At 62.6% G+C, this 22,986-nt stretch carries 22 protein-coding genes; 10 read left to right on the top strand and 12 right to left on the bottom strand.

The annotated features are described in order from the left end of the window. The first annotated feature begins 2 nt into the window (after nucleotides 1–2). Nucleotides 3–800, top strand: a complete 798-nt coding sequence (locus M0639_RS10305) for a DNA-formamidopyrimidine glycosylase family protein (protein ID WP_064074959.1) — start codon at nucleotides 3–5, stop codon at nucleotides 798–800. Here M0639_RS10305 and M0639_RS10300 read toward each other — a convergent pair. Next, a complete protein-coding gene (locus M0639_RS10300) occupies nucleotides 781–1,350 on the bottom strand; it encodes a TetR/AcrR family transcriptional regulator (protein WP_064074929.1) in 570 nt (189 codons plus the stop codon). The genes M0639_RS10305 and M0639_RS10300 overlap by 20 nt on opposite strands. A gap of 87 nt (nucleotides 1,351–1,437) precedes the next feature. On the opposite strand from M0639_RS10300, the gene M0639_RS10295 reads away from it, so the two are divergent. From M0639_RS10295 to M0639_RS10285, 3 genes are all read left to right on the top strand, one after another. After that, entirely contained in the window at nucleotides 1,438–2,379 is a 942-nt protein-coding gene (locus M0639_RS10295) for an oxygenase MpaB family protein (protein ID WP_042449607.1), read from the top strand. Between the two features lie 17 nt (nucleotides 2,380–2,396). After that, complete coding sequence (locus M0639_RS10290) at nucleotides 2,397–2,933, top strand: hypothetical protein (protein ID WP_003940745.1); 537 nt, start codon at nucleotides 2,397–2,399, stop codon at nucleotides 2,931–2,933. Nucleotides 2,934–3,035: 102 nt separating this feature from the next. Continuing rightward, nucleotides 3,036–3,920, top strand: coding sequence for an aldo/keto reductase (locus M0639_RS10285; protein WP_064074958.1), 885 nt, complete (start codon nucleotides 3,036–3,038; stop codon nucleotides 3,918–3,920). 36 nt (nucleotides 3,921–3,956) lie between these two features. Here the strand turns inward: M0639_RS10285 and M0639_RS10280 are convergent, their stop codons facing one another. Both M0639_RS10280 and M0639_RS10275 read right to left on the bottom strand, forming a co-directional pair. Further along, nucleotides 3,957–4,700 (bottom strand): 3-hydroxybutyrate dehydrogenase, encoded by a 744-nt coding sequence (locus tag M0639_RS10280; RefSeq protein ID WP_030535050.1) that lies wholly within the window; start codon nucleotides 4,698–4,700, stop codon nucleotides 3,957–3,959. After that, a complete protein-coding gene (locus M0639_RS10275; RefSeq protein WP_003940819.1) occupies nucleotides 4,697–6,073 on the bottom strand; it encodes an MFS transporter in 1,377 nt (458 codons plus the stop codon). The genes M0639_RS10280 and M0639_RS10275 overlap by 4 nt, the downstream gene beginning before the upstream one ends. 153 nt (nucleotides 6,074–6,226) lie before the next feature. On the opposite strand from M0639_RS10275, the gene M0639_RS10270 reads away from it, so the two are divergent. Beyond that, a complete protein-coding gene (locus M0639_RS10270; protein WP_064074928.1) occupies nucleotides 6,227–7,174 on the top strand; it encodes a LysR family transcriptional regulator in 948 nt (315 codons plus the stop codon). On the opposite strand, the gene M0639_RS10265 is transcribed toward M0639_RS10270, so the two are convergent. From M0639_RS10265 to M0639_RS10255, 3 genes are all read right to left on the bottom strand, one after another. Then, the gene (locus M0639_RS10265) at nucleotides 7,143–7,859 is read right to left on the bottom strand and encodes a GAF and ANTAR domain-containing protein (RefSeq protein WP_003940742.1); all 717 of its coding nucleotides are present in this window, start codon (nucleotides 7,857–7,859) and stop codon (nucleotides 7,143–7,145) included. The two genes, M0639_RS10270 and M0639_RS10265, sit on opposite strands and share 32 nt — an antisense overlap. Before the next feature lie 50 nt (nucleotides 7,860–7,909). After that, nucleotides 7,910–8,452 carry a hypothetical protein gene (locus tag M0639_RS10260; RefSeq protein WP_003940921.1) on the bottom strand — a complete coding sequence of 181 codons (543 nt, stop codon included), beginning with the start codon at nucleotides 8,450–8,452 and terminating at the stop codon, nucleotides 7,910–7,912. Between the two features lie 99 nt (nucleotides 8,453–8,551). Next, complete coding sequence (locus M0639_RS10255; protein ID WP_003940825.1) at nucleotides 8,552–10,294, bottom strand: glycerol-3-phosphate dehydrogenase/oxidase; 1,743 nt, start codon at nucleotides 10,292–10,294, stop codon at nucleotides 8,552–8,554. Nucleotides 10,295–10,402: 108 nt separating this feature from the next. On the opposite strand from M0639_RS10255, the gene glpK reads away from it, so the two are divergent. After that, nucleotides 10,403–11,893 (top strand): glycerol kinase GlpK, encoded by a 1,491-nt coding sequence (gene glpK, locus M0639_RS10250; protein ID WP_042449616.1) that lies wholly within the window; start codon nucleotides 10,403–10,405, stop codon nucleotides 11,891–11,893. Between the two features lie 171 nt (nucleotides 11,894–12,064). After that, the gene (locus M0639_RS10245; RefSeq protein ID WP_042449618.1) at nucleotides 12,065–13,480 is read left to right on the top strand and encodes an MFS transporter; all 1,416 of its coding nucleotides are present in this window, start codon (nucleotides 12,065–12,067) and stop codon (nucleotides 13,478–13,480) included. Here M0639_RS10245 and M0639_RS10240 read toward each other — a convergent pair. After that, entirely contained in the window at nucleotides 13,477–14,373 is an 897-nt protein-coding gene (locus M0639_RS10240) for a LysR substrate-binding domain-containing protein (RefSeq protein ID WP_030535055.1), read from the bottom strand. The two genes, M0639_RS10245 and M0639_RS10240, sit on opposite strands and share 4 nt — an antisense overlap. A gap of 83 nt (nucleotides 14,374–14,456) precedes the next feature. Between M0639_RS10240 and M0639_RS10235 the strand changes: the two genes are divergently transcribed. Then, nucleotides 14,457–15,371, top strand: coding sequence for a CoA transferase subunit A (locus M0639_RS10235; protein WP_231915041.1), 915 nt, complete (start codon nucleotides 14,457–14,459; stop codon nucleotides 15,369–15,371). Next, nucleotides 15,368–16,153, top strand: coding sequence for a CoA-transferase subunit beta (locus M0639_RS10230; protein ID WP_003940707.1), 786 nt, complete (start codon nucleotides 15,368–15,370; stop codon nucleotides 16,151–16,153). The genes M0639_RS10235 and M0639_RS10230 overlap by 4 nt, the downstream gene beginning before the upstream one ends. Here the strand turns inward: M0639_RS10230 and M0639_RS10225 are convergent. Further along, nucleotides 16,134–17,315, bottom strand: coding sequence for an aminotransferase-like domain-containing protein (locus M0639_RS10225; protein WP_007727308.1), 1,182 nt, complete (start codon nucleotides 17,313–17,315; stop codon nucleotides 16,134–16,136). The genes M0639_RS10230 and M0639_RS10225 overlap by 20 nt on opposite strands. Before the next feature lie 181 nt (nucleotides 17,316–17,496). Continuing rightward, nucleotides 17,497–18,900 carry an NAD(P)H-quinone dehydrogenase gene (locus tag M0639_RS10220; RefSeq protein ID WP_003940987.1) on the bottom strand — a complete coding sequence of 468 codons (1,404 nt, stop codon included), beginning with the start codon at nucleotides 18,898–18,900 and terminating at the stop codon, nucleotides 17,497–17,499. A 154-nt stretch (nucleotides 18,901–19,054) separates the two neighbouring features. Between M0639_RS10220 and M0639_RS10215 the strand changes: the two genes are divergently transcribed. After that, nucleotides 19,055–19,525, top strand: coding sequence for a gamma-glutamylcyclotransferase family protein (locus tag M0639_RS10215; protein ID WP_003940753.1), 471 nt, complete (start codon nucleotides 19,055–19,057; stop codon nucleotides 19,523–19,525). Between the two features lie 13 nt (nucleotides 19,526–19,538). Here the strand turns inward: M0639_RS10215 and M0639_RS10210 are convergent, their stop codons facing one another. From M0639_RS10210 to M0639_RS10200, 3 genes are read right to left on the bottom strand one after another with little or no spacing between them, the layout of a single operon-like run. Further along, on the bottom strand, nucleotides 19,539–20,615 hold the full coding sequence (locus M0639_RS10210; protein ID WP_030535059.1) for a hypothetical protein: 1,077 nt from the start codon (nucleotides 20,613–20,615) through the stop codon (nucleotides 19,539–19,541). 55 nt (nucleotides 20,616–20,670) lie between these two features. Beyond that, nucleotides 20,671–21,819: a M20 family metallopeptidase gene (locus M0639_RS10205; RefSeq protein WP_003940741.1), complete on the bottom strand. Its 1,149-nt coding sequence runs from the start codon at nucleotides 21,817–21,819 to the stop codon at nucleotides 20,671–20,673. Next, on the bottom strand, nucleotides 21,816–22,976 hold the full coding sequence (locus M0639_RS10200) for a M20 family metallopeptidase (protein WP_003940688.1): 1,161 nt from the start codon (nucleotides 22,974–22,976) through the stop codon (nucleotides 21,816–21,818). The genes M0639_RS10205 and M0639_RS10200 overlap by 4 nt, the downstream gene beginning before the upstream one ends. Nucleotides 22,977–22,986: the final 10 nt, after the last annotated feature.

Below are 22,986 nucleotides of genomic sequence, written 5' to 3'. Positions count from 1 at the left end.
CCATGCCTGAGGGCGATACCGTGTGGCGGGCCGCCAATGAACTGCGCGCTGCCCTGGCCGAGAAGGTACTCACCACCTGCGACGTCCGCGTTCCTCGTTACGCCACGGTTGATCTGTCGGGCCATCGCGTGGATTCCGTCGCCAGCCGCGGAAAACATCTCCTGATCCGAGTGGGCGAAGCGTCCATTCACACGCATCTGAAGATGGAAGGTCAGTGGCAGATTTATCGCCCCGGCGAGCGCTGGCGCCGACCCGCCCATCAAGCGCGCATCATCTTGGCCACCGAAGACTCTGTAGCAGTTGGCTTTTCACTGGGAATCACCGAGATCCTCGAACTCGGGCAGGAACAGGAGGCCGTCGGACATCTCGGACCGGATCTGCTCGGGACCGATTGGGACAGTTCCGTGGCCGCCCGAAATCTTCGGGCCGCCGACTCCGTACCGATCGGAATCGCGCTCCTGGATCAGCGCGTGATGGCCGGACTGGGCAACGTGTACCGAAACGAGATCTGCTTCCTACGAGGTATTCACCCGAAAACGCCGACACATCTCGCGGGGAATCTCGACGCGATAGTGGATCTGTCTTTTCGCACCATCAACGTCAACAAGTCGCGTCGCATCCGGGTCACGACCGGCGACACCCGTCCAGGTAGGCAGACATGGGTGTACGGCAGGCGCGGAAAACCGTGCCGCCGATGCGGAACCCGCATCAGAGAAGACACCCTCGGACCGGATCAGCTCACCGAGCGAAATATCTTCTTCTGCCCGGCCTGCCAGCCCTTCACGCCTGATTGGCGTTGATCAGCAGCCTGACACAGTGGCGGACAAATCGATCACGGTCCACGACGATCGTGCCGTCCAGATAACCGATGAACAGTGTGAACAACGCCCCGACCAGTCCGACTGCCACCAGTTGCTTGTCCACGGGATCAGCGATCTCGGACAACTGGTCGTACACGAGGTCCACGAACGCCGGCATCGATTCGATACCGCGGCCGCTCAGGACGGGTTCCGAGAGCGGGGCGATCAGGAGCACTCTCCCCATCGCCGGATCGTCGACCATCAGCTTGACGAAAGCGTCGACCGCAGCGGTGGCGACGGCCTCGGATGTCGTCTCCGACTCCACTGCCGACGCAAGCGCCGACTGCGCACGCTCGGCGACAAACGTGTGGACCGCGACAACGTACTGATCGCGATCGGTGAAGCTTTCGTAGAAGTACCGCTCGGTCAAACCGGCGGCCTTGCAGACCGCACGCACATTGACGGACGGACCGTCGACGGCACCGAGCAGTGTCACTCCGACGTCGAACAACGTCGCCTTTCGAGTGGCCCTGCGTTCTTCGATGCTCACAACTTCCCCACTTCGCCGACACTTGTTCTTCAATGCACCCGGTATTCGATCCTTGACTACCGCTGTTGTCGATCCTAATCTGACAACATGCGTAGTCAACTTGACGACAGCAGCACCCCGGTTCCCCTCGGTCCGGATTCCCTGACCTGGAAGTATTTCGGCGACTGGCGCGGGATGCTCCAAGGTGTCTGGGCAGGTTCGATGCAAAACATGCACCCTGGTCTCGGCGCCGGGGTCGAGGAGCACTCGCAGTTCTTCGACGAGCGCTGGGAACGGCTGTACCGCTCGCTGTATCCCATTGCAGGCGTGGTCTTCGACGGCGATCGCGCGCAGCAGACAGCCGAAGAAGTCCGCGGCTATCACACACGAATCAAGGGCGTCGACAAGTTGGGGCGTCGGTATCACGCACTTGATCCCGACACTTTCTACTGGGCGCACGCAACATTCTTCATGGGCACCATCGTCACTGCCGAGAACTTCTCCGGTGGCTTGACCGAGGCCCAGAAACGTCAGCTCTTCACCGAGCACATTCAGTGGTACCGCCTGTACGGGATGAGCATGCGCCCTGTTCCCGAGACCTGGGAAGCATTTCAGGAGTACTGGGACCACATGTGCCGCAACGTACTCGAAGACAACAAGGCGACCCGCGACGTCCTCGACCTGTCGGGACTCGGCAAGCCCCCGTACATGACGTGGCTACCCGATCCGTTGTGGCGGCTCGCCCGAATCCCCCTCGCCCGCGGATTCGTGTGGCTGACGGTCGGAATGTACGACCAACCGGTTCGAGACCTACTCGGCTACTCGTGGACCAGTCGCGATCAGAAAATTCACAACGCTGTCGGCCGCACCGTCAACGCCGTCTTCCGTCTGGTGCCGTGGCGATACCGGTATCAGCCACGTGCTCGCGCGGGATGGGATCGAGCTGACGGCCGAATCCCCGCCGATGCACCACTGGTCCACACACCGGCGCGCAACCTGCCCCCGCTCGAGCAGCGAGATAACCCGATGCACTACAGCCCCAGGGTCTGATCTGCCATGCTCTGAACATGGAGTGGGACCTGCGAACCCTGCTGAACCGTCCGATCACGTCTCACGGTGCGCCGCTGGGACAAGAACGTGTGGCGGCGAGGACCACCGCGTACATCTACGGCAACATTCTTGTCCTCGCCGCACTCATACCGGTGACGAAATCTCAGGAATCGCTCGGCGCCGCGATTGTGGTCGGCACGGCATTGTCGACATACATCGCCCACACATTTGCCGAGGGAGTCGGCGAGAGCATTCGCAACGATCGCCGACTGACGACCGCGGAGAGAATCGACTCTCTTCGCGATTCCGTCCCGATCCTCACCTCTGCGGTTGTTCCTGTCGTCATTCTCGCGACGGCGTGGTTCAACTTCCTGGAACCACGGACGGCGCAGTTGATCGCGGAAATCGTCTTGATCCTGCGGATCGGTTCCACCAGTTACGTGATCAGCCGACTGCACGGCGAGAAAGTCAGTACGAACACCCATCTGGCAGCGTTCGGCCTCGCTGCCGTCGCCACCCTCATAGTCGGGTTGAAGATAGTGCTCACTCATTGACGAGTCCCCCGATCGCGAAGCCCCAGGCCTGAAGGGGTACTGCCGTTACCCGGCTGAGCAGTCACTCCCGCCGAACCCCCGGCCGCCGCTACCGTGGACGACATGAGAATCCCGAGTCTGAAACTGAACAACGGCGTCGACATCCCCGCGCTTGGCTTCGGCGTGTACCAGACGCCGCCGGACGAAACACTCGCCGCCGTCGAGTCCGCGCTGTCGACGGGTTATCGCCATATCGACACTGCCGCGGCCTACGGCAACGAGAAGGGCGTCGGTGAGGCGATCCGGCGATCCGGACTCGATCGCGCGGACATCTTCGTCGAGTCGAAGGTCTGGATCACCGACTACGGATACGACGAGACTCTGCATGCCCTCGACAAGAGCGCAGGCAAACTCGGTGTCGAACAACTCGACCTCCTGATCCTCCATCAGGCGTTGCCGAGCGAGTTCGAGCGCACGATCGACGCGTACAGGGCATTGGAAACGCTTCTGGCCGACGGCAAGGTCCGCGCCATCGGAGTCAGTAACTTCATGCCGGATCACCTCACCCGACTCCTGGACGCAACGTCCGTGGTGCCGGCGGTCAACCAGATCGAGGTTCATCCGTACTTCAGGCAGTCGACTTTGCTCGAGGCCGACGCCGATCACGGGATTCTGTCTCAGGCATGGTCACCGATCGGCGGAATCACGTTCTACCGCGACGGCTCCCACGGCTCGACCCTCGAGGACGCCACCATCGGCGCCATCGCGACCGCTCACGGCAAGTCGCCTGCACAGGTGATGCTGCGCTGGCACCTCCAGCAGGGCCGCCAGGTGATCCCCAAGTCGGTGACTCCCTCGCGGATCGCGGAGAACTTCGACGTGTTCGACTTCGAACTCACCGCCGAAGAACTCTCCGCAATCGACGCACTCGACACCGGAGTTCGCGGCGGTCCCGAACCCGAGGTCATCACCCGCGAGAAGTTCGGAATCGAGATTCCCGAAGCCTGAACCCGGCAGCTTGAACAACACAGCAGCCCCAGTGATCTAGCTGGCGCTCCACCCGCCGTCGATGGTGTACGAAGCCCCCGTCACCATCGACGCCTCGGGCGATGCCAGCCACCCCACCAGCGATGCCACTTCTGCGGGCTCGACCATCCGTTTGATCGCGCTCTCGGTGAGCATCACCTTCTCGACAACCTCGGATTCACTGATTCCGTGAACCTTTGCCTGGTCGGAGATCTGGGATCGCACGAGTGGTGTCAGGACGTAGCCCGGATTGACACAGTTACTGGTGACACCGTGTGGGGCACCTTCGAGCGCAACAACTTTCGACAGCCCTTCGAGTCCGTGCTTTGCCGTGACGTACGCACTCTTGAATGCCGAAGCGCGGAGCCCGTGGACCGAGGAAATGTTGACGATGCGCCCGAATCCTTTGCGGTACATGTACGGCAGGGCCGCTCTGACCAGGAGGAACGGCGCTTCGACCATGAGGCGTTGAATCTTCCGGAAGTCCTCGACGTCGAAATCCTCGATGGGACTGACCCGTTGAATGCCGGCGTTGTTGACAAGTACGTCCGTCTCGAGTGCCAGATCCACGAGTTGGTCGGTGTCGAGGAGATCGACGGCCCACGCAGTGCCGTCGATCTCGTCGGCCAGCGCCTTCGCGGCGACGTCGTCGAGATCAGCGACGGTGACGTGGGCGCCGCGGGCGGCAAGGAGTCGAGCACACGCCTCGCCGATACCGCTGGCACCACCGGTGACCAGTGCCGTTTTGCCGGAGAGCGTCATGCGGAAACACCGGCCCGCTCGTCGGCGAGCACTCGTGCGTCGGCGGCATCGACGGACTCGAGCGAGATTCCCTTGGTCTCCCGCGCGAAAACGACTGCGACGATAGTGACCAGGGATGCCAGCAGGAGATAGATCGCGATGGGGACCGAGGAGTCGAACTTGCTCAGCAGTCCGGTCGCGATGATCGGAGCCAGTGAACCTGCCACGATCGACGTGACCTGATATCCCAGGGAGACACCGGAATAGCGCATCCGGGTCGGGAACATCTCGGCCATGATCGCGGGTTGGCCGGCGTACATGAACGCGTGGAACACAAGCCCGATGATGATTGCCGACAAGATGACTGCATTGTGCCCGCTGTTCATCATCGGAAAGGCGAAGAATCCCCATGTTCCGGCGGTGACGGCGCCGATCATGTACACCGGGCGTCGACCGATCGTGTCGGACAGTTTGCCTACCAACGGAATCACTGCGAAGTGCACGGCATGTGCCATCAGCATCCACCAGAGGATGTGCGCCGTGTCCGCATGAACGACGACCTTGAGGTAGGTGATCGAGAATGTCACCACAAGGTAGTACATGACGTTTTCGGCGAAACGCAGGCCCATCGCGGTCAACACTCCGCGCGGGTAACGCTTGACCACCTCGAAAACGCTGTACGAGGTTGCCTTGACCAGTTCTGCTTCCTTCTGCGCCGCAATGAAAATGGGAGCGTCGGTGACCTTGGTCCGAACGTAGTACCCGACCAGAACGATCACCGCGGAGAGCCAGAAGGCAACGCGCCAGCCCCAACTCATGAAGGATTCGTCCGAGAGCGTCGACGTCAGGATCAACAGCACGACAGTGGCCACCAGGTTGCCCATCGGTACGCCGGCCTGAGGCCAGGACGACCAGAACCCGCGAGATCGATTCGGGCTGTGCTCGGCGACAAGGAGTACCGCCCCACCCCATTCGCCGCCGACAGCAAATCCTTGGATGAAGCGCAGCGTGACCAGCAGTGCCGGCGCCCAGTAGCCGATCTGACCGTATGTCGGTAGACAGCCCATCAGGAAGGTCGCGGCACCGACCAGCAGCAAACTGAACTGCAACAACTGCTTCCGGCCGAACTTGTCTCCGAAATATCCGAAGACGATTCCGCCGAGTGGCCGGGCGGCGAATCCGACGGCGTAGGTGATGAAAGCCGCGATGATCGCATCCAGCTCGTTGCCGCCGCCAGGAAAGAAGACTTTGCTGAAGACCAGCGTGGCCGCCGTGCCGTACAGAAAGAACTCGTACCACTCGACCACGGTGCCCGCCATCGAGGCGCCGACCACCTTCTTCAGCCCCGATGGTGGGGCTTGGCTCTCGGGTTTCGGCATGTTGTCGACGCTCATCGTGGACTCCCTCGTCTTCAGTTCGCGATTCGCCTGATCTTCACGATCAGGAATGTGACCGCTCGCACATTTTTTGTGACTCGATGAGTATCGGTGCAGATTCTTGGCACGACAATGACAAATCTCGCACCATATAGGTGCAAAAATGCAGATATGACACTCGGACTGAGCCCGGACGACCTACTGGTGCTTCTCGCGGTCGGTCGCACCGGCCGCTTCAACACCGCCGCCGACGACCTGGGCCTCAACCACACCACCATTTCGCGCCGCATCGCCTCGCTCGAGAAGAACCTCGGCGGCCGTGTACTGGCCCGCTCGTCCGGCGGCTGGGAGTTGACCGACCTGGGCAGACAAGCTCTCAGCGCGGCCGAGCGCATCGAGGCCGCGGTGAACGAACTGGCGCTCGACTCCACCGGTCAGCAGCAACTCGACGGCGTCGTGCGGGTCTCGGCCACCGACGGCTTCAGCGCATACATCGCGGCCCCCGCCGGCGCAGCGGTTCGCAGACGCCATCCTCGCGTGAGCGTGGAGATAGTCGTCGCGACCAGAAAGGCGTCGCAGATACGCTCGGGGCTCGACATCGAGGTTGTTGTCGGCAAACCTCAAGTTCACCGCGCCGAGGCCGTCCATCTGGCCGACTACGCGCTGGGTTTGTACGCCTCCCGAGAGTATCTACGTCAGAATGCAGTGCCCGAAAGTGCCGAAGAGCTGGCCGAACACTCGCTCGTGTATTTCATCGACTCGATGCTGCAGGTCGACGAACTCGATCTGGCCCGCAAGCTCACGGTTTCCATGCGCGAGGCCGTCACGTCCACCAACGTGTTCGTCCACATCGAGGCAACGCGCGCGGGTGCCGGCATCGGCCTGCTCCCCTGCTTCATGGCCGAGCAGCACGACGATCTGATTCGCGTGCTGCCGGCTCACATCGAAGTCAGACTTTCGTACTGGTTGGTGGCTCGTTCTGAATCCTTGCGCCGACCGGAAGTCGCAGCGGTGGTGACGGCACTTCGAGAGACGGTGGATCGCAAGCGATCTCAACTCCTCGGCTCTCCCGGGGCGAACGAAGCCCTCAGTCCAGAGTCGAACGATGCTGGACGATGACCTTGCGCGCCAACTCGGCGATCTTGACGTTCATGTTCTGCGAGGTTCGCACCAGAATGTCGAAGGCCTCGTCGTCGGACACCCGATGCAATGCCATCAGCAGACCGACGGCCTGACCGATTTCGCGACTGCTCGCCAGGCCTCGCCGCAGCGAGTCGGCATCCTCTCCTCGGTTCAGTGCGGTGACGGCCACGGATGCAAACGATGCCAACATGATCGCGTGGTCGGCAACAGTTTCCGTGAATGCTCCCGGAGTGTCGGAGAAGAGGTTGAGGGCACCGAACTTCTGACGATCGACCATCAGTCGGAACCCCATCGAGCCACGAATGGGTGTCTCTGCCACTACTTTCCGAGCGAACTCGGGCCACTGATTCGGAGTGCGAAGATCTGACTCGAGCTGCGGCGCCTCCGTGTCGAGGGCGTCGATGCACGGCCCCTCACCAGTCGCACGTTCAAGATCGTCTGCATGCTCGGCGATCTCATCGCTTGCCGCTACCGTGACGTTGGTGTTTCCCCGTCGCAGCATCAGGCTTGCGTGATCGCAACCGGGAATCAACTCGACAGCCGCCGAACAGATCGCGGAGTACACCTCGGCGCTGTCTGCGGCGGAGTAGAGGATCTCCGCCAACGCCGCGAACACTGCCGTGGGTTCTGTCAGTGCTTGGTCGCGCTCAGCCATCTCCATACACCTCGGGGTCTACCGTTCATCGAATTCTTCACCGAACGGTACAAACCTTACTTACTCGAGCGGATGGGGTCGCCGCCGCTCGCCGATTCCCGCCCGTCCGTCCCCTGAAAAGCTTCCGTAGCCGCGCGGTGATGCAGAGCCGTGACGGTGGTGATCTGCTTGGACACCAGGTCGTTGAGCTCGCGGTACTGCTCCTCCGTCTCCCCGGCCGGAATGTCTCTCAGGACCTCCCACATCGCACTCTTGCCGCACAGAGCGGTCCGCATGATCTCGAGAGTTGCCAGCTTCACGAGACGGTTGCGCCAGATGGCGTCGACATGGACGAGGCGCCTGATCCGATTGACCGTCGCGTCGATCTTGGAGTACCGCGGCAGAGATATGCCCTGGGTGTCCTCGATCAGTTGCAGCAGCTGCTCGATCTCGTACTCGAGCTCACCCGGCAACGAGTCCAGCTCACCGTCGGCCCACGCGCCGTACGAGTCCGAGAGTGACCGCGAGAGTTGCAGCCCTACCATCGCTCCGCACAGGTGAGTGACCAGATAAGCAGTGGCTATGTGTTCCTCAGCAGATCTCGACCGACTACCGAACATTGGGATCCTCCTGGGCGACGCTCGACCGGTCTGTGCTGACACGGGTGGTGATTCGACATCCGCCTACCCGCGACAGACCGAGAACAAACGACGGGCGACTCAGACCCGATCCGGCACCACGACGACGGGTTCGAGGATCTCGGCCCGAGACTCCGGCGCTGCGGCGCGCAAGGCGTCGGCCGACTCGTCGTCCGGCTGGGTCTGCGACTCGATCTCCGCTTCGACGCGCGCTCGGTACGTGTCGACCTCGCGCTCGACGGTGGCGGCATCCCAACCGAGAATCGGGGCAACCAATCCGGCAACCTGTTGCGCACAGTTGACACCACGATGCGGGTACTCGATTGCGATGCGCATGCGGCGAGCCAGGATGTCGTCGAGGTGCAATGCACCCTCGGCCGCGGCGGCGTACACAGCCTCGACCTGAAGGTAATCGGGGGCATCTGTGATGGGCTGCAACAACTCCGGCGTCTGTCGGCCGAGTTCGAGGACCTCCGTGATGAGTGAACCGTAGCGGTCGAGCAAGTGCTTGACGCGATACGGATGCAAGCCGTACTGCTCGCCCAGTTGCACAGTCTGATTGATCAACGCGAAGTATCCGTCGGCGCCGACGAGCGGCACCTTCTCCGTGATCGACGACGCCACTCGCGCCGGAATGTCTTCTGCTGCGACATCGACGGCGTCTTCCGCCATGACCCGATACGTCGTGTACTTTCCACCGGCGATGGCGACCAGGCCTGGAGCCACACGGGCAACGGCGTGCTCGCGCGAGAGCTTCGACGTCTCGTCGCTCTCACCGGCGAGCAGCGGACGCAGGCCTGCGTACACACCGTCGATGTCGGCGTGCGTCAGCGGCGTGACCAGAACGGAGTTCACGTGGCCGAGGATGTAGTCGATATCTGCTTTGGTTGCCGCTGGGTGAGCGAGATCCAAGTTCCAGTCGGTGTCCGTGGTGCCGATGATCCAGTGACTGCCCCACGGAATGACGAACAGCACCGATTTCTCGGTACGCAGGATGATGGCGGCTTCACTGACGATGCGATCGCGCGGGACGACGATGTGTACGCCCTTCGACGCTCGCACCCGGAACCGTCCGCGCTGACGTGAGAGGGCCTGGATTTCGTCCGTCCAGACACCGGTTGCATTGATGACGACGTGACCCTTGACCTCCGCGGTACGGCCGTCTTCGCAGTCGCGAACACGAACTCCCGAGACCCGGTCCGCTTCACGCAGAAATCCCACGACCTGCGTCGACGTTCGGACAACCGCGCCGTAGTGGGCGGCGGTCCGTGCAACGGTCATGGTGTGCCGAGCGTCGTCGACGACGGTGTCGTAGTACTGGATGCCACCGGTCAGTGAACTGCGCTTGAGGCTCGGCGACATGCGCAGTGCGCCCGCCCGCGTCAAGTGCTTCTGGGAGGGGACCGATTTGGCGCCGCCCATCCGGTCGTAGAGGAAGATTCCCGCGGCCATGTACGGGCGTTCCCACACTCGGTGAGCCAAGGGGAACAGAAACTTCAGCGGCTTGACCAGGTGCGGAGCGAGCGTGGTCAGCGAGAGTTCGCGCTCACGCAACGCCTCACGAACGAGGCCGAATTCTAGTTGCTCGAGATAGCGGAGACCGCCGTGGAACATCTTCGACGAGCGACTGGACGTACCGGATGCGTAGTCACGGGCCTCGACCAACGCAACCTTCAGCCCGCGGGTGGCCGCATCGAGGGCCGCTCCGACACCGACGACACCACCGCCCACCACGACGACGTCGAATTGCTCGGTCTGAAGTTGTTCCCAAGCAGCTTCGCGCTGCTGCGGGCCGAGAAACTGCGCACCTTGCTGCTTACTCAACCCGGTCTCCTGTAAGTCGACGACGAATCCGTTTACAGGCTAGTAGCTTGATCCACATACTGCGACAGCGCACGGATTACTGCGAACACGCCCGAACCTAGGAGCACAGTGAATCAATACATCGCCGCCATCGACCAAGGCACGACGTCGAGCCGCTGCATGATCTTCGATCACGACGGCGCCGTGGTGAGCGTTGCGCAGAAAGAACACGAGCAGATTTTCCCGCGAGCAGGTTGGGTCGAGCACGATCCGGTGGCGCTGTGGATCAACACTCGGGAGGTGGTGGCCGGCGCTCTCGCGAAGGTCGATCTCACGCGGGCCGACATCGCTGCCGTCGGAATCACGAATCAGCGTGAGACGACCGTCGTTTGGGAACGTTCGACGGGTAAGCCGATCTACAACGCGATCGTGTGGCAGGACACGCGCACGGATCAACTGTGTGTCGAACTGGGCGGCGACGAGGGTCCGGACAAGTATCGAGACAAGACCGGACTACCACTCTCGACCTACTTCGCCGGGCCGAAGATCCGCTGGATTCTCGACAACGTCGACGGTGCGAAAGCAAAAGCGGAGGCCGGCGAATTGTGCTTCGGCACTGTCGACACGTGGATCGTGTGGAACCTGACCGAGGGCGTCCACGTGACAGATGTCACCAATGCGTCACGCACGATGCTGATGGATCTCGAGACCCTCCAGTGGGACGAATCGATCTGTGCGGACTTCGGAATCCCGATGTCGATGCTCCCGGAAATCCGTAGTTCCTCAGAGGTCTACGGCACAGGACGTCCACGCGGCAATCTCGCCGGTGTGCCGGTCGCCGGAATCCTCGGTGACCAGCAGGCAGCCACATTCGGCCAGGCCTGCCTCTCCGAGGGTGAAGCCAAGAACACCTACGGCACCGGCAATTTCATGCTTCTCAATACTGGCACGAAGCCGGTGCACAGCAAGCACGGACTACTGACGACCGTCTGCTACAAACTCGGCGAAGCCCCTGCCGTGTACGCACTCGAAGGTTCCGTCGCCGTGACGGGTTCCTTGGTCCAGTGGCTTCGAGACAATCTCGGAATCATTCAGAACGCCAAGGACATCGAGCCGCTCGCCGCAAGTGTCGACGACAACGGCGGCGCCTACTTCGTGCCCGCGTTCTCCGGGCTGTTCGCACCTCGGTGGCGACCGGATGCCCGGGGTGTCATCGTCGGTCTGACGCGCTTCGTCAACAAGGGACACCTGGCCCGCGCAGCGCTCGAGGCGACGGCATACCAGACCCGCGAGGTCATCGACGCCATGCGAGCGGATTCGGGAGTCGAACTGTCCGCACTGAAGGTCGACGGCGGCATGGTGGTCAACGAAACCCTGATGCAGTTCCAGTCGGACATCCTCGGAGTTCCCGTCATCCGCCCGGTGGTCAACGAAACGACAGCTCTCGGTGCTGCATACGCAGCGGGCCTCGCCATCGGTTATTGGGCCGACACCGAAGACATCCGCAACAACTGGGCCGTCGGCCAAACCTGGGAACCGGCGATGGACGAGTCCGAAAGGTCACGGCTGTACGCGGAGTGGAACAAGGCCGTCGAGCGGACGTACAACTGGTCCGAGTAATCACCCCGATCCTTCCATACCGGAAGAGCTGATCATGGTCGCCCATTGATACTCCTGAGGTATCAATAGGCGACCAAGTTGGTATTGGACGTGACCTACACCACTCTGCGAATCTCATTCAGGCACGCCACGTTTCGGCGCCGCGAATGTTGCAGAGAAAGGTCGCCACGCATGAGTTCACCCACTCGCAGTTCCGAGGAGATCAACGCCAAGGCGCGAAGAGCCGGTATCGCTTCGTTCATCGGAACCACTATCGAGTGGTACGACTTCTACATCTACGGCACTGCCGCTGCCCTGGTATTCGGCGACATCTTCTTCTCCGACACTCTCCCGAACGGAGTCGGAACTCTCCTCGCCTTCATCACACTCTGGGCAGGCTTCCTCGCCAGGCCGATCGGCGGGATCATCTTCGGTCACCTCGGCGACCGGATCGGACGCAAGAACACTCTCGTCATCACCTTGATGATGATGGGTGTCGCCACGGTAGGCATCGGACTCCTCCCCACCTACGCACAGGTCGGGATCTGGGCGCCGATCGGTCTGGTCACCCTTCGCGTCATCCAAGGAGTCGCGGTCGGTGGCGAGTGGGGCGGCGCAGTGCTCATTGCCAGCGAGAATGCACCGAAGGGCAAGAGCATCCTCTACTCCGCGTTCGCCCAACAGGGCTCACCCGCCGGAAATCTGTTGGCCACCATCGCGTTCTTCCTTCTGTCCTCGATGCCGACGCCGTCGTTCCTCCTGTACGGATGGCGCATCCCGTTCATCATCTCGGCGGTGCTGGTCATTCTCGGGATGATCATTCGCCTCAAACTCGAAGAGTCGGACGAGATGAAGGCCGTTCTCGCACGCAAGAAGGTCGTCAAGCTTCCGCTCGCCGAAGTCTTGCGCAAGCACTGGGTACTGGTTCTCCTCGGCGCCGGCGCACTCCCCCTCGCCCAGGTCACCTATTTCAAGAACACCTTCGCATTGTCCTGGGCTACAAAAGAACTCGGATACGATCGAGGAACCTTCCTGGCCGCCATCGCGATCGCGCTCGTCGTGCAGTTCATCGTCCAACCTTTCGGTGCCGTCCTGGTCTCCAAGATCGACATGCGAAAAGCCATGTGCCTGATGGTGATACCGGAGTTCGTCCTCATGCCCGCCATGTTCTTCGCGATCCGAACCGGGAACTTCACCATCGCAGTCGTCGCGATGTGTCTGGCCACGATCCCGCACTCGATGTTCTACGGCGCCATCGCCGGCGTTCTCGCTCGGGCCTTCCCCGCCAACATCCGTTACACCGGTCTGTCGACGGCGTACCAATTGTGTTCCCTTGTCGTCGGCGGCGGAACTCCCGTACTGGCGCAGTGGATGCTCAACACGTCAGGCAATATCGTCGGGGTCGCGATCGTATCCGGGCTGTACGCCCTTGTCTCGCTGATCTGCACCCTGCTCCTGCTCCGACGTACCGGCTACAACGCGGGCGAACTCTCGACGGCCGAACAAGCGGACTACGACGAACTCGAACTCGAAAACACTCTTGTCGATATTGCGAACTCGCCGAAGTCCGAAGCGGGTGAGATTCCTACCGGTCGGGCAACCGTCTAGGCCAGGGACGGCAGCGCCTGCTCGGACAATTTCAACACTTCGAGAAGTGCAGGTCTGTCGTCTCCCTCTCGCCAGGCGATACGCAGTTGAAGAGGAGGAGGTGGGTCCATGACCGGAACAAAGACAACATCAGGATTCACGATGCTCTGGGCCACCGAGGAAATGGTCAACGAGCATCCGATTTCCGCGGACACCAGCGCGATCAACGACATCGAATCCGGTGCCGTCTGCACGATGCGAGCCAGGAACCCTGCGTTCTTCGAGGCAGTGAGCAGAGACTCCCGCAGAATCGAACCTGGCTCCGCCGGAAGCGTCACCCAATTCTCGGACTCCAATTCGATCAACCGAACCGAGTCCCTCGACGCCAACGGGTGGTCTTTGGACATGGCCACCAGAAAGTTCTCCTCGGCGATCAATCTCGACGTGATCCCGAGCGGCGGTACGGTCCACCGCACCATCCCGATGTCGAGTCGTCGATCGAGCAGCATCAACAACGCCTCGTTCGCGAAAGCAGAACTGTCGAGCACGAATTCGATACCGGGATTGGTCTTTCTCACCAATTTCGCCCACCGCCCGACGAGCAGATGCGAAGAAGTCCCCGCGAAACCCAGGCGAACGCGACCTGTCGTTCCCTTGCCTGCCGCAGACACCGCGATCTCGGCCATCCGGCACGCGTCCAGAATCTCGCGCGCCGGAAGCAGCAGCGCTTCACCGGCAGCAGTGAGCCGCACAGTTCGAGTGCTCCGATCGAACAACGGCGAACCGAGCTGTTTCTCGAATTGCCTGATCGTTCGACTCAGCGGCGGTTGCGCAATCCGAAGCCGCTGCGCCGCACGGCCGAAATGTAGCTCCTCAGCCACCGCGAGAAAAGCGTTGATCTGATGAATTTCCACCCGACATTGTTGCGCCACACCGGCCGAACATGTCAAGTTCCGAAACCGACCGAGTGCGCGAAAGAACAAGAAGAGGTACACACGTGGACAAGACCCTCTCGATGAAAGAGGCCGTCGGCCGATACGTCGAAGACGGGATGACCGTTGCGCTGGAGGGATTTTCGCATCTCATTCCTTTTGCCGCGGCACACGAGATCATCCGGCAGGGCAGAAGGGACCTCACCCTCTGCCGGATGACGCCGGACATCGTTTCCGATCAACTCGTCGCCGCCGGCTGCGTCCGAAAGCTGGTTGCCTCGTTCTTCGCCAGCGGCTCCGCAGGTTCTCTGTACGAGTTACGCAGACGCATCGAGAACCAGGACCCGCTCCCCCTCGAAGTCGAGGAATACAGCCATTACGGCATGGTGTGCCGGTATCAGGCGGGAGCGGCCAGACTTCCCTTCTTCCCGCTGCGGTCGTACGCAGGTAGTGATCTACCCGCACTCAACCCACAACTGAGACTCGTCGAGGATCCGTACGGAGGCGGGAGCGTCTACGTTGTGCCGCCGTTGAATCCGGATGTGACGATCATCGGCGCACAGCGAGCGGACACGTCCGGGAACGCACAGATCTGGGGCATCGCCGGGGTGCAGCAAGAAGCCGTGTACGCCGCGAAGAAGGCGATCGTCGTTGTGGAAGAGCTTGTCGACGACGAGGTCATCAGGTCAGATCCGAGCCGAACTCTGATTCCCTCGCACGCCGTCGACGCGGTTGTCGTCTGCCCGCGCGGCGCGCACCCGTCGTACGCACAGGGATACTACGACCGCGATTGCGGCTTCTACCGACGCTGGACCGAGATTTCCAAAGACCCTTCGTTGCTGAGAAATTGGCTCGACGAGTGGGTGTACACACTCGGCGATCACGACGAATATCTCGCCAAGCTCGGAGCTGACTACTGGTCGGATCTCGAGGTCGGATCAAAACTCTCCACACCTGTCGACTACGGGAGCAGACTGTGACCACCACGATTGTCAGCGGTAACACCACCTCCACCGAAACGATCGTCGCCGTCGCGGCACGCGAGTTGGCGGGTAAGCGCCGGGTCTTCGCCGGAGTCGGGCTCCCCACGCTCGCAGTCGATCTCGCGCGCCACACGTCGAATCCGGACGTAGAACTGATCTACGAATCCGGAGTGTGCGGCGCGCATCCGTCGGCGATGGCCGAAGGTATCGCCGACTCCGTCGTGGTCTCCGGCGCCGAATCCGTGCTCAGTATGGCCGCACTCTTCGGTTATGTCCTGCAAGGTGGCAACGTCGACGTCGGTTTTCTCGGGGCCGCTCAAATCGATCGAACGGGAAGCCTGAACACAAGTTTCATCGGTGACTGGAAGAACCCGACGGTCAGACTGCCCGGAGCAGGCGGGGCCGTCGAGATCATCGCGAACGCGGCCGAGATCTTCGTCGTGATGCGTCGCCACGACCTCAGTTCCTTTCCGGCCGCGCTCGACTTCTGCACCTCACCCAGCCCCGCCCGCGCCCACGCCAGCGGAAAGGGCATCATGCCGGCAGGTGCAGGAGTGACAAAGGTGTTCACCAACCTCGGTGTCCTGACACACCAGGGCCCCGGCGGCGAGTTGGAGCTGACCAGTGTCCACGAAGGCATCTCGGTCGATCAGGTGCGAGAGGCGACGGGATGGGATCTGGCCGTCGCCGACCACGTCACCGTCACCACCCCGCCGTCCGGTACGGAGATCGATCTGCTCCGCAACACTATCGACAAAGTCAGGCTGTACCTGCGGTGACACTGTCCCGGAGCCTGCCGACGGCGTCGACCAGCACCGCTTCGGGATACGTCGCGAAACACAGTCGAGCGCTTCGACCAAGGTCCGCTTCGACCGCGAAGGCCGAACCTGGGACAAATGCCACGCCATGCGCGAGCGCGGCACCCAGGAGTTCGGTGGTGTCGACGTCGTCGAGGAAATCCATCCAACAGAACATCCCGCCGCGGACCTCGGAAAAGCGTGCACGCCCACTCAATTCCGTCTCGGCGGCCGTGACCAACGCCTTCGCCCTCGCGCCGTACCCCGCTCGAAGCACGTCGAGATGCGCGTCGAACCATTCGACGTCGGAGAAGAGGTCTGCGGCGATCTGCTGTGTGAGCGAAGACCCGCACAGGTCAGCGCCTTGCTTGATCAGTTCGACCGCCTCGCAGACCTTTCGGTCGCCGTGCAGCCAGCCGACGCGCAGCGCCGGTGCCAACACTTTGGACGCACTGGACAGCCGAATCACCCTGTCCGACAACGCCGCCAGCGGTGCGGGCGGTTTCTCGCCGAAGTACAGTTCGCCGTACGGGTCGTCCTCGAGAACCCAGAACCCGTATCGGTCCGCCAGTGCCGCCAAGTGCGCTCGCCGCTGCGCCGAAAGCACCGCGCCGCGCGGGTTGTGGAAATTGCTCACGGTGTGAACAACTTTGGGCCGAAGACCGGCGTCGAGTTTCGCTTCGAGCGCGTCGGTGTCCATTCCGTCCTCGTCGAGCTGGACGGGAACGAGACGGGCCTGCGCCGTTCGAAAGACCTGCAGCGCACCGGTATATGCCGGTTCCTCCACGACCACGACGTCACCGGCGTCGAGGAGGACCTGCGCGAGCAAGCTCAAACCTTGCTGAGAACCGTGGGTGATCACGACTTCGGACACGTCGAGTGTCCGCCCGATCTTGGATGATTCGCGCTCGGCGATCACCTCACGGAGGCGCAGCAGGCCGGAGGTCTCGCCGTACTGAACGGACGAGGGGTCACCGAGTGCGTCGTGGGCTGCCTTCGAGATTCGCTCCCGCGGAATGAAATCGGGATCGGGCAGTCCGCCGGCCAAGCTGATGACGTCGGGCCGGGCAGTCAGGGTGAGCAGATCGCGAATTGCAGAACTACGGAGTCCGTCCATGCGAGCGGACAGCGCGGCGTGTGTCATATGAAGCTCCCAGGCACGCAGAATGAAGGTCAGAGGAAAAACACCCTGAGCCGTCCTGGGTCAACGGGGCGGGAGAGCGCCGAGATACCGACCCTTGATTCGGTCGGTATCTCGACTATCCCACCAATACTTCAGTATGTGAAACAGAGTTCCCACATTGTAAGAAGACTCTGGTCGGTTGTCAGTCCAGGTCGTCGTGACGCATGAGCTGACGAGCAGCCTCGGTGATCGATCCGGTCAGCGACGGGTACACCGAGAACGTCTGCGCCAGGTCGTTGACCGTCAGGTTGTTCTGTACGGCGATCGCGATCGGCAGGATCAATTCCGAAGCAGTGGGTGCGACCACAACACCGCCGATGACCACGCCGGTAGCCGGGCGGCAGAAAATCTTCACGAATCCGCGACGCAAACCGGACATCTTGGCGCGCGGGTTGGTGTTGAGCGGCAACATGACGGTGCGCGCAGGCACCTCTCCGTTGTCGATCGCTGCCTGCGAAACACCCACCGTTGCAATTTCGGGGCGTGTGAAGACGGCCGACGCGACGGTCTTCAACTTGATCGGGCTGACGCCTTCACCCAGTGCGTGGTACATCGCGATACGTCCCTGCATCGCAGCCACCGACGCGAGCGGGAGCAGTCCGGTGCAGTCACCGGCGGCGTAGATACCGGAAACCGTGGTGCGCGAGACCCGGTCGACACGCAGGTATCCACCCTTGTCCAACTCGATGCCGACCCGCTCCAGGCCGAGACCGTTGGTGTTGGGGACGGAACCGACGGTCATCAGAGCGTGGCTTCCTTCGACCGTGCGGCCGTCGGAGAGCTTGACGACGATGCCCTTCTCGGTGCGCTCGACGGCGTCCGCGCGGGCGTGCTTGACGAGGGTGACACCGCGCTCGGCGAGGGCGTCCTCGAGCACGAGCGCCGCATCGGCATCCTCGCCGGGCAGAACACGGTCGCGACTGGACACGAGCGTGACCTTGACGCCCATCTCGGTGTACGCGGAGACGAACTCGGCACCGGTGACACCGGAACCGACCACGACCAGGTGCTCGGGAAGCTCGTCCAAGTCGTAGAGCTGGCGCCACGTCATGATTCGCTCACCGTCGGGCTCGGCTCCCGGGATGATGCGGGGGCTGGCGCCGGTGGCGATCAACACGACGTCTGCGTCGATGGTCTTCTGCTCGCCGCTTCCGAGCGTCGCGCGAACCTGGTGTGCTGCCATACCGAGGAGTGGATCGGTCAGTTCGGCGGTGCCGGAGAGAACCTCGACGCCTACCGTCTGCAACCGTGCGCGAATGTCCGAGGACTGGGACAACGCGAGACTCTTGACTCGGGAGTGGATCTTCGGCAGTGACACCGAAGCCTGCTCCGGATCCAGAGTGATGCCGAGGTCGGATGCACGACGCATGTCGGTGCGGATTCCGGTGGACGCGATGAACGTCTTCGACGGGACACAGTCGAACAGCACACACGCACCGCCGACGCCGTCCGAATCGACCAGGGTGACCGTGGCCCCGTGCTGCGCGGCTACCAGTGCCGCCTCGTAGCCGGCGGGTCCGCCACCGATGATCACGATCCGGGTCATGTGTCCTCCAAGTCCTCGCGTGGCCGGCAGGGGTCTCCCGTCGACCAGTGTCACGCTATTCGAGCACCACGTGTCGCGCAGTGCTTGTACCAGATTACTTGCGTCCGGTGGTCCGCTTCGCCACACCCTCGGACCACGGTTTAGGCTTGCGCCCGTGTCGATTTATGCCGCCTACGGTTCCAACATGCATCCCGAGCAGATGTTGTTGCGCTGCCCACACTCCCCCATGTCCGGGACAGGGTGGCTGCGAGGCTGGCGCCTGACCTTCAGCGGCGAGGACCTCGGCTGGGAGGGTGCTCTCGCCACCGTGGTCGAAGATCCCGATTCCAGTGTTTTCGTGGTGCTCTACGACGTCCCGGAAGAGGACGAAGTGAGTCTGGACCGCTGGGAAGGTGCCGAACTGGGTCTGCACCGCAAGATCCGCGTGCGGGTCGACACCGCCGGCGACGCGGTACTTGCGTGGCTCTACGTCATGGATGCGTACGAAGGCGGGCTGCCGTCGGCCCGCTACATCGGTGTGATGGCCGACGCTGCCGAGATTGCCGGAGCGCCGGCCGAGTACGTACGAGAGTTGCGGACGAGAAACAGCCGCAATGTCGGTCCGGGTAACGGTGTTACCGATTAGATAGCTGTCCTGCTCAAAGCAGCAGGAAATACGCGAGCACTGCCAGTGCTGCGAGCACCACCACAACCGTCACGCCGATGAGCACACGCTTGGAACCGCGCGACTCCGATTCGCCTGCGACAACTGCAGTTTCCGGCTCGGCGGTCGCCACCCCGGCAGCGGTTTCTGCCGCCACCTTCTCGCGTCCCAGGGTGTCGAACACCTCGGTCACGTCGTGTGAAGGCGGCAATCCGATCGGCACGATAGTGTGCGACGTCGAGGTGAATCCGGCAGCCAGAATTGCGGCTCCCAGCGCAGCCGACTGCTCAGGTCCGGGACCGAGTTCACATCTGACACCGAGCTTTTCGGCAATCCCGGCCGCTATGGACATCATGGCCGCTTTGTCTGTCGCCGGTTCGCCGTCACCGGTGACGACTACGGCGTCCAGGTTCTCCGGCATCCAACCGAACGCACCCAGAGCCGTCGCGAGGCGTGAACTCGGCGAACTCCCGTCGCCGGCAAAGCCGAATGCACGGCCGGCCGCGACACCAGAACGCACGAGGGTGACCGCTGCCCCGGTGTCGTCCACGTGATAGATGCCGATGAGCGTGCCGGCGAGTGCCGCGATTTCCGACTCGAACCACGCCGACACGGCCTCGGCATCCGAGACGAGTGTGACTCGTTCGAGGCCCGCGTAGACCAGCGAATCCTGCATGAGGGCCGCTGTCGACGAGTCCCAGCGTGACGGGTAGGTCGCGACGATGTCGGGCGCTCCCCCGCTTCGACCACCACGATCGGGCAGCGGCTCGCATTCCTGCAACAGACAGCGAATCGAGGTCGCCACCAAATCCTCGGCGCGGTAACGAGTATCGGCAGTTCCCGCGACGCCACTCGGGTCCCCGACGCGACCGACAAAGCCCGACCAGCTCTCGGCGAACTCACGGCCGGCCCCCAGTTGCTCGGTGCCACCGAGCACCGTCGTTCCGTCCTTGCGTTGATTGAGGATCGTGTCCCGAACCAATACCACCGGATCGGCCGAACCCGGATCGTTCGACGCAACGACAGCCGTCGACACCAATGTGCCGATTCGCACTCCCACACCTATGGACATGCCCGTACCTTCACTCGAACGACACGAAAAACGGTACCCCCGACGGGAACCGGAACTATCCCAGAACCAGGCTCGTCAGAACCTTCACACCGACGCCGAGTGCTCGCTCGTCGAGATCGAAAGTGGGTTGGTGGATGTCGAGCTGATCGCCCTCACCCGACCACACGCCGAGCCGCGCCATGGCACCCGGCACGGTTTCGAGGTACCACGAAAAGTCTTCGCCACCACCGGATTGCGGGGTGTCCGCCAAAGCATCTTGTCCGACGGTCGCGATGGCGTCCTCGAACATCCGAGTGGACACCTCGTCGTTGACGACCGGAGGCACTCCGCGACGATAGTTGAGTTGGTAGCGAACTCCGGTGGGTGCGAGCAGTCCGTGGACGATTTCTTCCACGAGCGGTTCGAGCAACTCCCAGGTGTCGTGATCGCCGGTACGTACCGTGCCCGTCATCATGCCGGTCTGCGGAATCGCGTTGGGCGCCTGACCTGCGCTGACCGCGCCCCACACCATGACGGTTCCGGTACGCGGATCGATACGACGGCTGAGCATTCCTGGCAGCCCGGTCACGACGGTGCCGAGCGCGTAGATCAGATCCGTGGTCAAATGCGGCCGCGACGTGTGCCCACCCGGAGAGTCGAGGACGACCTCGATCGTGTCGGCAGCAGAGGTGATCGCGCCCAGGCGCATTCCGACCTGGCCTGCCTCGAGTCGCGGATCGCAGTGCAGAGCAAAGATTCTGGACACACCGTCGAGCGCGCCCGCGGCGATGACGTCGAGTGCTCCGCCAGGCATGACTTCCTCGGCGGGCTGGAATATCAGCCGAACCCCGACGGGAAGTTCGGGCAGCGTGGCCAGAGCCAGTCCGGCGCCGAGCAAGATGGTGGTGTGGGCGTCGTGGCCGCACGCATGGGACACACCGGGGACTGTGGACGAGTACGTCGCTCCGGTCGCCTCCTGCATCGGCAAAGCGTCCATGTCGGCGCGCAGTGCGATTCGTGGACCCTCCGGTCCGATATCGCACGTGAGACCGGTGCCACCGGGAAGGATCTTCGGCGACAATCCAGCGGCAGTGAGGCGGGTGGCGACGAATTCGGTGGTCGCGTATTCGCGGCGAGCCAACTCCGGGTTGGCATGGATGTGTCGACGCCACGCGACGAGGTCGTCGGTGTGCGCGTGAATCCACGTGTCGATTGCCGCGTTCACCGGCGATCTACCCCTTCCAACAGACGGGCGCGTTGTTCTGGATCGGACGCTACCCGGACAGCAGTGCGGGCCAACGCAATTGCACCGTCGACTACCGCTCGATCTGCGGAGGTGGTGATACACGCAGCCGCGAACTCCGGCTGATGTGTCACCGCCCCCGATGAATCCAAGCCTATGACCGGGTGAATTCCCGGAATCACATTGGTCACATTACCCATATCCGTACTACCCAGTGGACGGGAGCGCTCCCATTCCGCTGCCAGTGGCACCCGCCCGAGATCGACGATCTGTTCACGGTACGCCGCCGCCAGCCACGGATCGGGGGTCAGCTCGGTGTAAGTAGGCGATACCGTGCGGATTTCGTGGGTGCACCCAGTGCCGAGTGCACCCGAGGCGAAGCACGCGTCGGCACGCTCGGACAGATTGGCCAACGACGCGGCCGTTTCGGCACGCAGGTAGTAGAGCAATTCGGACCGAGCCGGAACGATGTTGGGAGCCGTGCCGCCGTCACTGACGATTCCGTGAATCTGCTGACCTGGCTGCAGGTGCTGACGCAACAGTCCGACCGCCACCTGAGCGAGCGTCGCTGCGTCGGCGGCGTTACGACCGAACTCCGGCGCAGCAGACGCATGCGCCTCGCGACCGTGATAACTCACGGCGATGTCCGCCAAGGCCAGCGAGGTCGCACCGATGATGTCGATCGGCCCTGGATGAACCATCATGGCCGCGCCGACGCCGTCGAATGCACCACGCTCGAGCATCAGAACTTTGCCGCCACCGGTTTCCTCCGCGGGAGTACCGATCACTCGGACGGTGATCCCCAGTTCGTCGGCCACGGTAGCCAACGCGATGCCGGCCCCGACCGCGGCGGCGGCAATGATGTTGTGCCCACAGGCATGACCGATCTCGGGCAGCGCGTCGTACTCGGCGCAGATCGCGATGACCAACTCTCCGCTGCCGTAGGTGGCATCGAAAGCCGTCGGCAGATCGACGATCCCGTGAGTGACCGCGAAACCGTGCTGCGCCAGCAGGTCCGACACTTTGGCAGCGCTGCGGAACTCCTCGAAGGCGAGTTCCGGGTCGCTGTGAATCGAATGCGACAGCGCAATCAGATCGGCCTCTACGGACCTGACTGCGCTGTCGACATTCTGGTTCACGCGATCATTG

The organism is Rhodococcus qingshengii JCM 15477 (assembly GCF_023221595.1).
In the GTDB taxonomy this organism is placed as follows: Bacteria; Actinomycetota; Actinomycetes; order Mycobacteriales; family Mycobacteriaceae; genus Rhodococcus_F; species Rhodococcus_F qingshengii.
This window is presented reverse-complemented; position numbering and strand designations above follow the sequence as displayed.